Genomic DNA, 13,484 nt, shown 5'->3' with positions numbered 1-13,484 from the left:
CACTCCACTCCCCGAGGGATGAGGCGCCGTGACGATGGACAGAACCGACACAGCTTTGGCCGAATTCGAACCGGCCTTCGCAGGACCGGCGGATATCGCTGCCTGGCATATGCGCGCTATTGCATGTGAAGCCGGGAACGCTTACTTAAAACCGGGTGAAAGAGAGAAACTCCGCCGCATTCTGCAAGGGACGGTGGCGCCCATGATGGCCGGGAACCTTGCGGCAATGTATGACCTGGGTCTGGAACACGACCGTCTTTACCGGAAGCCCCTCGCCCAGTTTCAAGACCTCATTCTGGCGCCGGGCACGCGGGCGGCTGTTCTCAAATCCTTTATCGAGCATAAGCTGCCGGCAGGCCGGCCCGACTATATGAAGGCGCTGTTCATCGAAGCCGCCGCCCGCCAGCTCGGCGAACGATGGGTCGGGGACAGCTGCGACTTCATCGATGTCACCATCGGAACGGCCCGCCTGCAGGACCTGATCCAGACCTTTGCCATGGAGACCCGGAATCCGGTTGGCACCACGATCAGGCCTTTCGCCGCCCTGATGACGCCCCAGGGCGAGCAGCACACGCTGACAACCCATCTGCTGGGCCTGCTGTTCGACACGCTGGGCTGGTCGCGGACCGTGGTCGATCCAGGCCCGAAAAATGCCGCCATGCTGGCCGCCACCGTGGCGCGCGCGGATGTCGTCTGCATTGGCTGGAGCAATGAGCGGCTGGCCGGTGAATTCCAGCACCTCGTCAGCCAGATCAGGAGGCTTAGCGCTGGCCGCAGACTCCCCCTGGTGGTCGGTGGCGCAGCCGCCTTGAAATCCGTTGATTTTCTTGTAGAAATAGGGATTGACTGCGTCTGTGACAGCGTCTATTCAGCTGCCAGGATTTGTAAAAGCTTTTATGATCTAGAAGAACTTAATCAACAGGCTTGTGCACCAGGCACCCCTCCTGCCGGAAAGACGGATACCGGCAGGACTGCAATTGTAAGCTCAAGCGGCATAGATTGGCTCAGCCCATGACACCCCCCAACGGTCATCCTGGGAGCGAAATTCAAGGGGTCGATGGCGGCCTCCTGAAGAAGCTTGACCCGGATGCCCTGGTGTCCCTGATCTCTCTCGGCGCGGACATCGTCATGTTCGTCGATGACAAGGGAATCATATCGAGCATCCGCATTTCCGATCCCAGGCTGGACGAGTGGGGCGTGACCGGCTTCGCCGGCAAGCGCCTGGCCGATTGCGTGACCATCGAGTCAGTGCCCAAAGTCGAGGCGATGCTGGCACCGGATACGAAGAACCGGCCGGCGCGCGGCTATCAGGTCAATCACCGCGTTGACGGCAGGCCCGACCTGCCGGTGGTCTATTCCGCCCACCGGGCCGACTGGCTGCCTTTCACGCTGGTCATCGGCCGCGACCTGCGGCAGCAATCGCTCGACCAGCAGCGCCTGGTCGAGACCCAGATGGCGATGGAGGCGGATTACCGCGCGCTGCAGGAAGCGGAAGCGCGCTACCGCACCGCCTTCAAGCTGTCCGCCGTCGCCCATCTGATGCTGGATGGCGACCGCAAGTCGGTGCTGGACGCCAACGCCGCCGCCCTGACGCTGCTGGGCGCCGGAAAGGGCAGCCTGACCGGCAAGCCGATGCGTGATTTCTTCGGCAGGCAGGAGCGCGAGCGGCTGACCGACGCGATCAGCGAGGCCCGCCACAGCGCCAGCCCCGTGCTGATCGACAGTATTCTGAGCGCCAAGGGCGAGGAGATGTCGCTCAGCCTGCGCTCCTACCGCGAAAATGGTGTCACCAACCTCTTCGTCTCGCTGTGGCCCTCCTCCGGCGCGCAGGAAATCCGCCTGCAGCGTGGCGCCGAGCCAGCAGTCGGTCACGCCATCGACCTGTCCGGCGTGCCCGAGGCTGCGGTGCAGACCGACGCAGACGGCCAGATTCAGGCGGCGAACACTTTGTTCCTCGACTTCGTCCATGCGCCATCGCTCAGCCAGGTGATCGGCCGGCATATCGGTTCCTGGTTCACCAAGGCCGCCATCGATATCCACGTCCTCTTCTCGCGGCTGGTGGACGAGGTCGTGGTGCGCGGCTTCTCCTCCGTGCTGACCGACAATCTGTCAGGCGACCGGCAGGTCTCAATCTCGGCGCGGCAGAACCCGGATACCGGCACGGTGCAGATCCTGGTGATCCCGCAGGTCCTCAGCAATGAGCGCATCGCCCTGCCGCCGCCGCGCTCCGTCGATCAGGCCGAGGGTTTTGCCAGCCTGGTTGGCAAGGTGCCGCTGAAGGAGCTGATCCGTGAATCTCTGGATGTGATCGAGAAGATCTGCATCGAGGCGGCGCTCGACCAGACCAACAACAACCGCGCCGGCGCCGCCGAAATCCTCGGTCTGTCGCGGCAGAGCCTCTACATCAAGCTACGCCGGCATGGGCTGGAGGATTACCGGCCTGCCTCCGCCTCCTGACAGGGCGCTGCTGTCAACACGACTGCCTCCTCAAAACTGTAAATTAAAATTGACACTCCGAAGGGGCGAAGCTTAGCATCGCCTCATGGAAATCGCCCGCCCACAGACCGATACCCGTCCGTCACCCGTCAGGGGACCGACGCCGGGTGCCGTGCTGGCATTGCTGAAGCCGATCACCTGGTTTCCGCCGATGTGGGCCTATGTCTGCGGGGCCGTTGCCGCCGGGGCACCGATAGGCGAGCGCTGGTATCTGGTCGCGCTGGGCATCCTGCTGGCCGGCCCGCTGATCTGCGGCACCAGCCAGGCGGTGAATGACTGGTTCGACCGCCATGTCGATGCGATCAACGAACCTGAGCGGGTGATCCCGTCGGGCCGCATGCCGGGCAGCTGGGGGCTCTATATCGCCATCGCCATGTCCGGCATTTCCGCCGTCGTGGCGCTGCTGCTTGGCCCCTGGGTGTTCACCGCCGCGCTGTTCGGCCTGGCCTTCGCCTGGGCCTACAGCGCCCCGCCCTTCCGCTTCAAGCAGAATGGCTGGGTCGGCAACGGGCTGGTCGGCTTCAGCTACGAGACGCTGCCCTGGCTGACCGCCGCCGTCGCCGTGCTGGGCCATCCGCCCTCCTGGACCATGGCCGGCATCGCCCTGCTCTACGGGCTGGGCGCCCATGGAATCCTGACGCTGAATGATTTCAAGTCGATCCGCGGCGACCGCGAGATGGGCATCCGCAGCCTGCCGGCGCGCTATGGTGCGGGTATGGCCGCGCTGATCGCCTGCGCGGTGATCGCCCTGGCCCAGGCCGGCGTGATCGTCATGCTGCACATGGCCGGGCTGGACGGTCATGCCATCCTCATCGAGGCACTGGTCGCGGCGCAATTGCTGCTGATGGTGTGGTTCCTGCGCGATCCGGTCAGTCGTGCCGTTCTCTATTCGGCTGCCGGCGTTGGCCTGTATGTCACCGGCATGATGGTCGCGGCCTTCGGGCTGCGCGGACTGGCGATGCCCGTTTAATTTTACTGAGGGCGTGAGACCATGCGTACTTCCCTCTTCCGCCAACATCCCCCGGGCAGCGCCGGACTCGGCTGGCTGGATATCGTCCGGCTGGGGCTGGTGCAGGCGGCGCTGGGCGCCATCGTCGTGCTCACCAACTCCACGCTGAACCGGGTGCTGATCGTCGAGCTGGGGCTGGCGGCGGTGATTCCCGGCCTGCTGGTCGGCATCCATTATGCCGTGCAGATTTCCCGGCCAGTCTGGGGCCACCGTTCCGACACGGGCGGCTCGCGGCAGCGCTGGATTCTGGGCGGGCTGGCCCTGCTGGGCCTGTCGGGCACCATGGCGGCAGCGTCCCCGCTCGCCTTCGCGCACAGCCAGGCGCTGGGCCTGCTGGTGGCGATCCCGGCCTATGTGCTGATCGGCGTCGGTATCGGCGCCAGCGGCACCTCGCTGCTGGCCCTGCTGGCGACACGCACCGCGCCGGAGCGGCGGGCGACGGCGGCGACCATCACCTGGATGATGATGATCGCCGGCATCGTCGTGACCTCCATCATCACCGGCTTCCTGCTGGAACCCTATTCCCACCTGCGCCTGATCGTGGTGACGGCGGCGACCGGGGCGGTTGCCTTTGCCATCGCCTGCCTCGCGGTTCGGGGTGTAGAGCGCCGGCCGGCCCTGCCCGAGGCTTCGCAGCGCCCGGCGGCGGCCAGCTTCCGCGACAGCCTGGCCGATGTCTGGCAGGACCGGCAGGCCCGGATATTCACCCTGTTCGTCTTCCTGTCGATGCTGGCCTATTCGACGCAGGATCTGATCCTGGAGCCCTTCGCCGGGCTGATGTTCGGCATGACGCCGGGGCAATCCACCCGGCTGTCAGGCACCCAGCATGCCGGCATGCTGCTGGGCATGGCCATTGTCGGCATTTCCGGCTGGCTTTACGGTCGCCGCAACCCGGCCATCGCCCGGCATTTCATCGTCTGGGGCTGCGCCGGCTCGGGTCTGGCGCTGGCGGCGCTGGCGCTGTCCGCCTCGCATGCGCCGGTCTGGCCACTGCAGGCCAACATCTTCCTGCTCGGCCTGATGAACGGCGCCTTCGCGGTCGCCGCCATCGGCACGATGATGCAGCTTGCCGGCCAGGGATCGAAAAAGAACGCCGGCATGCGGATGGGCGTCTGGGGCGCGGCGCAGGCCATCGCCTTCGGGCTGGGCGGGCTGCTCGGCACGATCGCCTTCGACCTGGGCCGCTGGGCGACCGGCCTCGATTCGACAGCCTTCGCGCTGGTGTTCGGCGGCGAGGCCGCTTTGTTCCTGCTCTCGACCTTGCTGGCGCTGCGCATCGGATCGTCACGCCGCGCTGCGCCGGAGCCAGAAAGCTATATCCCCGGCCCTATAGCGGCCGAATGACAGGGGGCGGCTAAAGCCGCCAGGAGGTTCACGATGGAAACTCTCTATGATGTCGCGGTGATCGGCGGCGGGCCGAGCGGCGCCACCGCCGCAGAACAGCTGGCACGGGCGGGCTATCGCGTCGCGCTGGTCGATCCGGCGGACCGGATCAAGCCCTGCGGTGGGGCCATCCCCTCCCGCGCGTTAAAGGATTTCAGCATTCCCGAAAGCCAGCTGGTGTCCCGCGCCCATGGCGCGCGCATCATCGCGCCTTCCGGCCGCAGCGTGGACATGCAGATCGGCGACCGTGGCTTTGTCGGCATGGTGGACCGTGCGACCTTCGACCCCTGGCTGCGTGCCCGCGCCGCACGGGCCGGGGCGGAGCCGGTGACGGGCAGGCTGATCGGGCTGGCCGAGGAGGCGGATGGCTGCATGGCGGTGGTGGTCAGGCCGTCGCGTTCTTCACCCGGCGCGACGGACCTCGACCTGATCTTGCGGGCGCGGCTGGTGATCGGCGCTGATGGCGCCAATTCCGCCGTGCGCCGGCTGGCCTTCCCCGCCGCCAAAAAGCCGCGCTATGTCTTCGCCTATCACGAGATCGTCGAGACTCCGGTTAGTGAGACACCAGCGGGCTTCCATCCTGCGCGCTGCGATGTCGTCTATGACGGACGTATTTCGCCGGATTTCTATGGCTGGGTGTTTCCGCACGGGCCCTACAGCTCGGTCGGTACCGGCACGGCGGTAAAGGGCCACGATCTGCGGCAGGCGACTGCCGCGCTGCGCCGCGCCTCGGGTCTGGAAGGCTGCCGCACCGTCCGACGCGAGGGGGCGCCGCTGCCGCTGAAAGCGATGCGGCGCTGGGACAATGGCCGCAACATCCTGCTGATCGGCGATGCGGCGGGGACCGTGGCGCCCTCCTCCGGTGAGGGCATCTATTACGCCATGCTGTGCGGACAGCTTGCGGCGGATGCCGTCGTCGATTGCCTGGCAAGCGGGCAGGCCGCCCCGCTGAAGCAGGTCCGCCGCCGCTTTATGCGCGAGCATGGCCGGGTCTTCCTGATCCTCGGCATCATGCAGAGTGTCTGGTACCGCAACGACCGGCTGCGCGAGAAATTCGTGACCATGTGCGCCGATCCGGACATCCAGCGCCTGACCTGGGAATCCTATCTCGACAAGAAGCTGACGCGGCGCGATCCGCTCGCCCATATCCGCATCTTCTTCAAGGACCTCGCCCAGCTGCTCGGCATCCCGGCGGCGCAGAAATGACGCTGCTCGCCGACTGGCTCGGCTGGCTGCCGCCGGTTGCCGTGGTGATCCTGTGGGCCGAAACCGCACTGCTCAGCGCGCTTGCACCAGGGCCGCTGGACCGCTTGCGGGCACTCGCACCGAACGCCACCTCCGGCACCTGCCTGCTGCTGGCGCTGGGAGTAGCGCTGCGGGATGGCGGCGCGGTCTGGATCGTCGGGCTGCTGGCCCTCTCCCTGCTGGCCCATGCTCTGGATGTGTTGCAGAGGCTGGCCGGTCAGCGGGCGGAATTCAGCCGCAGCACCGAATAGTTCAGCGCGCCCGCCGTGCTGACCCAGACGAGATAAGGCAGGAACAGCAGCGCGGCCAGCGTCGAAATCGGCCAGGCCAACACGATGAAGGCGGCAACCGACAGCCACAGCACACCGATATCGGCCAGCGCCAGATCCATGCGCCGGCGCCCGAAGAACAGCCAGGACCAGGCGGCATTGGCCAGGATCTGCACGCCCCAGGCCAGCATCGCCGCAGACCATCCGACCTGCTGCCAGACGATCCAGCCGGCATAGGCGATCATCATGTAGAGGATCGTCCAGACCACCGGGAACGCCCATTTCGGCGGGGTCCAGGCGGGCTTTCGCAGGGTCTCGTACCAGGGGCCGGGCTTGAAGATGGCGCCGCTGGAGGCGGTGGCGACCACGATGAGAATGAACGCGATTGCGGAGATCAAACGGTTTCGCCTTTCCGGGGCAATCCTATCCGGGAACCGGCCCTGCCCCTTGTGTCTGCTGTCAACATAGGTTGTCGGAACGGGATTACCAAGAAACAGAAATGCCGGAAGCCAGACCGCGTGTGTAAAAAAAAGTTTACAGTTCATTAAGTCTCGCTGAATATGGAAGCATAATACCGTCCACGTTGCGACGGCCGACACCGCCCGGTGCTGGGGGATACGCCGCTCACCCTTTCTGAAAAGCGGATTTCATTCAGCATCAAGGCGTTCGGTCACCGGAGAAAGAAGCTTCCCCGGTCGCGGTGAGAAGCCGGCAGGCCCGGTCGAGACGACCAAGTCGAGACGACAGGCCCACCGGTGACAACCGGACTGCGCAATGGAAAAGGCGCCAGACAGGCGTCAACTAAAATGGACGGTCCATTGCCGGGAGGACATGCGATGGGCTTGATTTCAGCACCGGTAACCGCCACGCCGCTGCTCGATGGCGTGACCGGTCCCAAAGACCTCCGGACAATGGACTCCGAGAAACTGGTCCGGCTTGCCGGCGAATTGCGGGCCGAGACGATCCGCATCGTCTCCAGGACCGGCGGGCACCTCGGTTCCAGCCTTGGCGTCATCGAGCTGACGCTGGCAATCCACGCGATTTTCGACACGCCGCACGACAAGCTGATCTGGGATGTCAGCCATCAGTGCTACCCGCACAAGATTCTGACCGGACGCCGCGAGCGCATGCTGGGCCTGCGCAAGAAAGATGGTCCCTCCGGCTTCACCCGGCGCGCCGAAAGCCCCTACGATCCCTTCGGGGCCGCGCATTCCTCCACCTCCATCTCCGCCGGCCTTGGCTTCGCCATGGCGCGGGAGCTGGGCGGCGATCCGGGCGATGTGGTCTGCGTCATTGGCGATGGCGCCATGTCGGCCGGCATGGCTTTCGAGGCGATCAACAATGCCGGCGCGCTGGGCAAGCGCATCTTCGTCATCCTGAACGACAACGCCATGTCGATCAGCCCGTCCACCGGGGCGTTCGCGACCTATCTGGCAGAACTCGGCGCGCGGCCCGGCGAAGAGCGCAGCTTCTTCGCGCAGATGGGCTTTGCCTATCACGGGCCGGTGGATGGTCATGACCTGCCCGGATTGCTGGAAAAGCTGCGGTCCCTCAGGGAGGAGGCCACAGGCCCGGTGCTGCTGCATGCAATCACCCGCAAGGGGGCGGGCTACGATGCCGCCGAAACCTCGGCGGACAAATATCATGGCGTGGCCAAGTTCGATGTCGAAACCGGGCAGCAGGCGAAGGCCGCCGCCGCGGCGCCCAGCTACACAAAGGTATTCGCCGGCGCGCTGGTGAAGGAGGCGGAGAAGGACAGCCGCATCATCGCCATCACCGCCGCGATGGAGGCCGGCACTGGCGTCGATATCTTCCGCCGGCACTTCCCCGACCGCGCCTTCGATGTCGGCATCGCCGAACAGCACGCCGTGACCTTCGCCGCCGGGCTGGCGGCCGGCGGCATGAAGCCGTTCTGCGCGATCTATTCCACCTTCCTGCAGCGCGGCTACGACCAGATCGTCCATGATGTCGCCCTGCAGGGGCTGCCGGTCCGCTTCGCCATTGACCGCGCCGGGCTGGTCGGCGCCGACGGCCCGACCCATGCCGGCGCCTTCGATGTGGGTTACCTGGCGAACCTGCCCGGCTTCACCGTCATGGCGGCCAGCGACGAGGCGGAGCTGGTGAACATGGTGGCGACAGCCGCTGCGCATGACAGCGGACCGATTGCCTTCCGCTATCCCCGTGGCGAAGGCACCGGCGTGGCCATGCCCGAGACCGGCGTACCGCTGCCCATCGGCAAGGGCCGCGTGGTGGCGGCTGGCGGCACGGTGGCGCTGCTGTCCTTCGGTGGCCGGCTGGGCGAATGCCTGATGGCCCGGCAGATGCTGGCCACGCACGGTATTCCGGTGACGGTAGCGGATGCGCGCTTCGCCAAGCCGTTGGATACCGGGCTGCTGGAAGAGCTGTACGAGACCCATGAGCTGCTGGTGACCATAGAGGAAGGAGCGAGCGGCGGTTTCGCGGCGCTCGTGCTCAGTCATCTCGCCGGGCGGGGGCTGCTGGACGGGCATCTGGGTTCCCGTTGCGCGCTGCGCACCATGACCTTGCCCGACCGGTTCATCGCGCAGGCCTCACCGGAGGAAATGTACGAAGACGCCGGGTTGAGCGCGCACCACATCGCCCTACTTGTGCGGGATGTGCTGGCCGCCAGAAGCGTGGTGCCCCTGGCAGCACGCCAGTTGAACGGCCGGCATGTCAGACGGGTTCAGGTAGCGGAGTAGTGACAGAAGACCGGGTCCCAAGGTGCATTGCTTTCGGTGCCGACAGAGCGTTAGGATACGCTTAACCAAGGAGGCGCCAGACCACCTGGACCGAATAACGGGAGGGGGAAATGGCCAATGACAATTCAGGCCGGCCATCAGGTGCGGATAACCAGTCCTCGAACCAGCCGATAGACTCGGATACTGGTCAGACTGGCAGATTTCACGGCGCTGAACATTTGAGCGCCAGGGACCACGGGGTTCTCGAAAACGCCATCCGGAAATCGGTTTCGCGCATGGTCGGAGCCGGCCATCCGGAGATTCCTCAGGCGGAGCCGCCGCAGGCCGATGCCGGCGCTGACGCCGAGGCCGGCGTGTGCGGGCTTGGCTTCGACCCAAGGCTGCACCCCGAGCATGATCCGGTGGCCAGCCAGCTGCCGGGCACGGACAAGGCCATTTCCTATCGCAACGCCCTCAAGGAAGCGCTGATCGACATCGACCCGCGCGCGCACCGGGCGATGATCGAGGAGCTGCAGGCCAGCGGCGTGCCGATGCAGACCCTGGCGATCCACCTGTTCTCGCCGGTCGCGGCGCGGCTTGGCGACCAATGGTGCGACGACGAGATCGATTTCATGCTGGTCGCGGTGGCCTCCACCCGGCTCTCCATGATCATCAACCACCTCTCGCACCTGTCCATCCAGCGCACGCAGTCGCAGGACGACCGCCCCGTCCGCCGGGTGCTGCTGGCGCGCACCGGCAAGGCCGCCCACACCATCGGCGTGGCAATCGTGGCGAGCTGCTTCCGCGAGATGGGCTGGGTGGTCGATGGCGGCGTGGATACGGAGCTGGACGACACCATCCACAAGCGCCTGTCCAACACGCCCTATCACCTGCTGGGTATTTCCGTCGGGCAGGTGGACCAGGTGGAGGAATGCACCCGGACGATCCGGCGCATCCACGCCACCCCCAGCCCCAGGCGGCTGAAGATCGCCGTCGGCGGCCCGGCGGTGCTGGCCAACCCCGACGCCTTCAACCGCATCGGGGCGGATATCGTGGCGCAGTCGGCGCTGCAGGTCGTCAGCTACGCCGACAGCATCCGGGCATAAAACCGGGGCCTGAACGGGCCGATCTTCAAATAACCGTGATGCGTGCTTTGGCAGGCGGGCGTACCTACCCCATATTGGATGCAGATTTCCGCAGCCCGTAGAGGGACACCCATGCGCTACGCCAAGACCAAGGACGCCATCGACCGGCTGACGCCCGAACAGTACCGGGTGACGCAGGAGAACGGCACCGAACGCCCGTTCACCGGCGAGTATAACGACAACAAGCAGCCTGGCCTGTATGTCGACATCGTGTCGGGCGAGCCTCTGTTCGCCTCATCCGACAAGTTCGAATCCGGCTGCGGCTGGCCCAGCTTCACCAAACCGGTCGAGCCGGCGAATGTGGCGGAGCTGCGCGACACCAGCCACGGCATGATCCGCATCGAAGTGCGCTCCGCCCATGGCGACAGCCATCTGGGCCATGTCTTCCCGGACGGGCCGCGCGACCGCGGCGGCATGCGCTACTGCATCAATTCCGCCTCGCTGCGCTTCATCCCGCGCGACCGTATGGCGGAAGAAGGCTATGGCGACTATCTCGACCAGGTGAAGGAGAACTGACATGACCGAAAAAGCGATGACCGAGAAAGCGATTCTGGCCGGCGGCTGCTTCTGGGGCATGCAGGACCTGATCCGCCGGCAGCCCGGCATCCTGTCCACCCGTGTCGGCTATACCGGCGGCGATGTGCCGAACGCGACCTACCGCAACCACGGCACCCATGCCGAGGGCATCGAGATCGTCTTCGACCCGGCGGTCACCAGCTACCGCCGCATCCTGGAATATTTCTTCCAGATCCACGACCCGACGACGCCGAACCGCCAGGGCAATGATCGCGGCCCGTCCTACCGTTCGGCGATCTATTATCTGAACGAGGAACAGCACCGCGTGGCGCTGGACACCATCGCCGATGTGAATGCCTCCGGCCTGTGGCCCGGCAGGGTGGTGACGGAGGTCGATCCTGCCGGCGATTTCTGGCAGGCCGAGCCGGAGCATCAGGATTACTTGGAACGCTACCCCAACGGCTATACCTGCCACTTCCCGCGCCCCAACTGGGTGCTGCCGAAACGTAACGCGGCGGAGTAAGAAAAAAAGTTCGGGCGCGCGTGTCACATTCCGCCCCTCTGTCTCGTCAGGCAGGCATCGACCCTGTTTACCCTGACGAGAGGAAGCGAAAATGACACCGCGTCTGAACAATCCGCACGGAATTGGCACCGGCCCGATCAAGGCCATGGTGGCGCTGGAGGGGGCCCTCTCCAAATGCAGCCTCGACCATGGGCTGCTGGAGCTGGTGAAGCTGCGGGCCTCGCAGATCAATGGCTGCGCCTTCTGCATCCACATGCATTCGACCTGGCTGCGCGCCTCCGGCGAGACCGAGATGCGCCTCTACATGCTGAACGCCTGGCGCGAATCCTCGCTCTACACCCCGCGCGAGCGCGCCGCCCTGGCCTGGACCGAGGCGCTGACCCTGCTTGCCGAAACCGGCGCGCCGGACGAGGATTACGCCCTGGTAAAGGCCGAGTTCAGCGAGGAGGAACAGGTGGACCTGACCATCGCCATCGGCGCCATCAATGTGTGGAACCGGCTGCAGGTCGGCTTCCGCGCGGCGCATCCGGTGGATAAGGCGGCCGCTTGAGTGCGCACGCCGCCCTCACAGGCGCGTTCGAGGCGCAGCGGCCGCGGCTGCTGCGTCTCGCCTACCGCATGCTGGGTTCCCGCGCGGAAGCCGAGGATATCGTGCAGGAGGCCTGGCTGCGCTGGCAGGCCGCCGACCGCAGCGCCGTCGCGGAGCCGGCGGCCTATCTCAGCCGCATCGTCACAAGGCTGTGCCTGGATGCGCTGAAATCCGCCCGCGCAAGGCGCGAGACCTATATCGGCCCCTGGCTGCCGGAGCCGGTCGCCGAGCCGCCGGAGGAGGAGCCCCGAGCCGACGAGCTGACCCTGACCCTGATGCTGGCGCTGGAGCGGCTGTCACCGCTGGAGCGCGCCGCCTTCCTGCTGCATGACGTGTTCGGCGTGCCGCTGGGCGAGGTGGCGGCGACGCTGGAGCGCGAGCCCGCCGCCGTGCGCCAGCTGGCCTCCCGCGCCCGCCGGCATGTGCGCAATGCAAGGCCGCGCTACGCTGTCGGGCGGGAAGAAGGGGAGCGACTGGCCCGCGCCTTCTTCGACGCCTCCTCCAGGGGGGATGTGCAGGGTTTGAGCGCCCTGCTGGCCGAGGATGCGGTGCTGCATGCCGATGGCGGCGGCAAGGTGATCGCCTTCCACAACCCGATCCGCGGGCTGGCGCGCATCCTGCGGCTCTATGCGGGCTTAAGGCGTAAATACAGCCCGGAGCAGATCGTGCTGATCCGCCCGCTGCGCATCGACGGGCTGCCCGGCTATCTCAGCCGCGAGCGCGACGGCATCCTGCAGACCACCGCCTTCGACATACGCGACGGCCGCATCGCCGCCATCTACATCACCCGCAACCCGGACAAGCTGGCGAGGTTGGTGGAGGAGATGGGGGTGTGAGACAATTCACAACAGTATTCCGGTGAGGTAATAAAAATAAGAATGTTCACTCGGGAAACTCATCGAAATTTAATCGCACGAGCTCAGAAATAAAATATTCATAGAATGTTTCAGGCATTGATCGCCAAATTTCATGAGCGAATTGAATTCGACTGATTTTCCCTTCATTTACCAAATCAAATAACTCGTGATAACCTTGAAATGACACAGAAAATCCTAAAACTTCGTCGCTAAGATGATAAAAATCATCCTCTGGAATGCCTCTTTTTTTTGCATCATCTAAAAGAAGGCCGAAAAGATAAGACCACTCATCCTGATCATCACCTTGTTCTGCTCCGAGTGGGAGTGACAGATCAGGTCTTCCGTTGAACTTTTCATGTACTCGGTTATGGCATTCGGAGCATAATGTAATGCCATTTCCCAATTCAAGAGCAGCCTGTGGGTAAAGTGTTTTCCGTATAATGTGATGTGCTTGTATGCCATCAGGGGAATCGCAACTTAAACAACGAAAAGCGTCTCGTGTCTTAATGAACCTGCTCCAGAGCTGAAGCAGCCATTTTCTGGAGCGCCTTCGTAGTATTGCCCTCTCCAGAGCCTGCTTTCTCTCTTTAATCCCACCTACATCAAAGACAATCATACCATTCATACAGTATAAAAAATTCACTACTCTCTAAATTTAATGGTAATTTACAGTTAAGGATGATTAAATTAACCCTTTGGCATAAAAAAGTCAAGTCCTATTAAGTATTTGCAAGTGACGCTTTCAGTCGCACG

General features: G+C 64.5%; 14 protein-coding genes. 12 read left to right on the top strand and 2 right to left on the bottom strand.

All coding sequences use genetic code 11. The features are described from left to right. Positions 1-34 precede the first annotated feature (34 nt). The 6 genes from P24_RS09060 (at position 35) to P24_RS09035 (ending at position 6,384) form a co-directional block, all read left to right on the top strand. Complete coding sequence (locus P24_RS09060) at positions 35-1,015, top strand: cobalamin-binding protein (protein WP_008944410.1); 981 nt, start codon at positions 35-37, stop codon at positions 1,013-1,015. 80 nt (positions 1,016-1,095) lie between these two features. Then, complete coding sequence (ppsR, locus tag P24_RS09055; protein ID WP_008944409.1) at positions 1,096-2,457, top strand: transcriptional regulator PpsR; 1,362 nt, start codon at positions 1,096-1,098, stop codon at positions 2,455-2,457. Positions 2,458-2,542: 85 nt separating this feature from the next. After that, positions 2,543-3,466, top strand: coding sequence for a chlorophyll synthase ChlG (chlG, locus tag P24_RS09050; protein ID WP_083859651.1), 924 nt, complete (start codon positions 2,543-2,545; stop codon positions 3,464-3,466). Between the two features lie 21 nt (positions 3,467-3,487). Further along, the gene (locus P24_RS09045; protein WP_008944407.1) at positions 3,488-4,849 is read left to right on the top strand and encodes a BCD family MFS transporter; all 1,362 of its coding nucleotides are present in this window, start codon (positions 3,488-3,490) and stop codon (positions 4,847-4,849) included. Between the two features lie 33 nt (positions 4,850-4,882). After that, complete coding sequence (locus P24_RS09040; protein WP_008944406.1) at positions 4,883-6,094, top strand: geranylgeranyl diphosphate reductase; 1,212 nt, start codon at positions 4,883-4,885, stop codon at positions 6,092-6,094. Beyond that, complete coding sequence (locus P24_RS09035; protein WP_008944405.1) at positions 6,091-6,384, top strand: hypothetical protein; 294 nt, start codon at positions 6,091-6,093, stop codon at positions 6,382-6,384. The genes P24_RS09040 and P24_RS09035 overlap by 4 nt, the downstream gene beginning before the upstream one ends. Here the strand turns inward: P24_RS09035 and P24_RS09030 are convergent. Beyond that, positions 6,351-6,800: a TspO/MBR family protein gene (locus P24_RS09030; RefSeq protein ID WP_008944404.1), complete on the bottom strand. Its 450-nt coding sequence runs from the start codon at positions 6,798-6,800 to the stop codon at positions 6,351-6,353. The genes P24_RS09035 and P24_RS09030 overlap by 34 nt on opposite strands. 438 nt (positions 6,801-7,238) lie before the next feature. Here P24_RS09030 and P24_RS09025 point away from each other — a divergent pair, with 438 nt between their 5' ends. From P24_RS09025 to P24_RS09000, 6 genes are all read left to right on the top strand, one after another. After that, positions 7,239-9,122: a 1-deoxy-D-xylulose-5-phosphate synthase gene (locus tag P24_RS09025; RefSeq protein WP_051013115.1), complete on the top strand. Its 1,884-nt coding sequence runs from the start codon at positions 7,239-7,241 to the stop codon at positions 9,120-9,122. A 275-nt stretch (positions 9,123-9,397) separates the two neighbouring features. Continuing rightward, a complete protein-coding gene (locus P24_RS09020; protein ID WP_008944402.1) occupies positions 9,398-10,207 on the top strand; it encodes a cobalamin B12-binding domain-containing protein in 810 nt (269 codons plus the stop codon). Between the two features lie 111 nt (positions 10,208-10,318). Beyond that, positions 10,319-10,762 (top strand): peptide-methionine (R)-S-oxide reductase MsrB, encoded by a 444-nt coding sequence (msrB, locus tag P24_RS09015; protein WP_008944401.1) that lies wholly within the window; start codon positions 10,319-10,321, stop codon positions 10,760-10,762. A gap of 1 nt (position 10,763) precedes the next feature. Continuing rightward, positions 10,764-11,285 (top strand): peptide-methionine (S)-S-oxide reductase MsrA, encoded by a 522-nt coding sequence (gene msrA / locus P24_RS09010; RefSeq protein WP_008944400.1) that lies wholly within the window; start codon positions 10,764-10,766, stop codon positions 11,283-11,285. Positions 11,286-11,376: 91 nt separating this feature from the next. After that, positions 11,377-11,835: a carboxymuconolactone decarboxylase family protein gene (locus P24_RS09005; RefSeq protein ID WP_008944399.1), complete on the top strand. Its 459-nt coding sequence runs from the start codon at positions 11,377-11,379 to the stop codon at positions 11,833-11,835. Beyond that, positions 11,832-12,710 carry a sigma-70 family RNA polymerase sigma factor gene (locus P24_RS09000; RefSeq protein WP_008944398.1) on the top strand — a complete coding sequence of 293 codons (879 nt, stop codon included), beginning with the start codon at positions 11,832-11,834 and terminating at the stop codon, positions 12,708-12,710. Before P24_RS09005 ends, P24_RS09000 begins: the two co-directional genes overlap by 4 nt. 46 nt (positions 12,711-12,756) lie before the next feature. On the opposite strand, the gene P24_RS19650 is transcribed toward P24_RS09000, so the two are convergent. Beyond that, positions 12,757-13,356 (bottom strand): HNH endonuclease, encoded by a 600-nt coding sequence (locus P24_RS19650; RefSeq protein WP_156816238.1) that lies wholly within the window; start codon positions 13,354-13,356, stop codon positions 12,757-12,759. Positions 13,357-13,484: the final 128 nt, after the last annotated feature.

Origin of the sequence: Oceanibaculum indicum P24 (assembly GCF_000299935.1) — a bacterium.
GTDB lineage: Bacteria > Pseudomonadota > Alphaproteobacteria > Oceanibaculales > Oceanibaculaceae > Oceanibaculum > Oceanibaculum indicum.
Note: the sequence above shows the minus strand (reverse complement) of the source record. Positions and strands in the feature narration are given on the sequence as shown.

Coding starts and splice junctions, on each gene's coding strand:
- P24_RS09060 (WP_008944410.1), top strand. CDS start 35: ATGGACAGAACCGACACAGCTTTGGCCGAATTCGAACCGGCCTTCGCA.
- chlG (WP_083859651.1), top strand. CDS start 2,543: ATGGAAATCGCCCGCCCACAGACCGATACCCGTCCGTCACCCGTCAGG.
- P24_RS09045 (WP_008944407.1), top strand. CDS start 3,488: ATGCGTACTTCCCTCTTCCGCCAACATCCCCCGGGCAGCGCCGGACTC.
- P24_RS09040 (WP_008944406.1), top strand. CDS start 4,883: ATGGAAACTCTCTATGATGTCGCGGTGATCGGCGGCGGGCCGAGCGGC.
- P24_RS09035 (WP_008944405.1), top strand. CDS start 6,091: ATGACGCTGCTCGCCGACTGGCTCGGCTGGCTGCCGCCGGTTGCCGTG.
- P24_RS09025 (WP_051013115.1), top strand. CDS start 7,239: ATGGGCTTGATTTCAGCACCGGTAACCGCCACGCCGCTGCTCGATGGC.
- P24_RS09020 (WP_008944402.1), top strand. CDS start 9,398: ATGGTCGGAGCCGGCCATCCGGAGATTCCTCAGGCGGAGCCGCCGCAG.
- msrB (WP_008944401.1), top strand. CDS start 10,319: ATGCGCTACGCCAAGACCAAGGACGCCATCGACCGGCTGACGCCCGAA.
- msrA (WP_008944400.1), top strand. CDS start 10,764: ATGACCGAAAAAGCGATGACCGAGAAAGCGATTCTGGCCGGCGGCTGC.
- P24_RS09005 (WP_008944399.1), top strand. CDS start 11,377: ATGACACCGCGTCTGAACAATCCGCACGGAATTGGCACCGGCCCGATC.
- P24_RS19650 (WP_156816238.1), bottom strand. CDS start 13,356: ATGAATGGTATGATTGTCTTTGATGTAGGTGGGATTAAAGAGAGAAAG.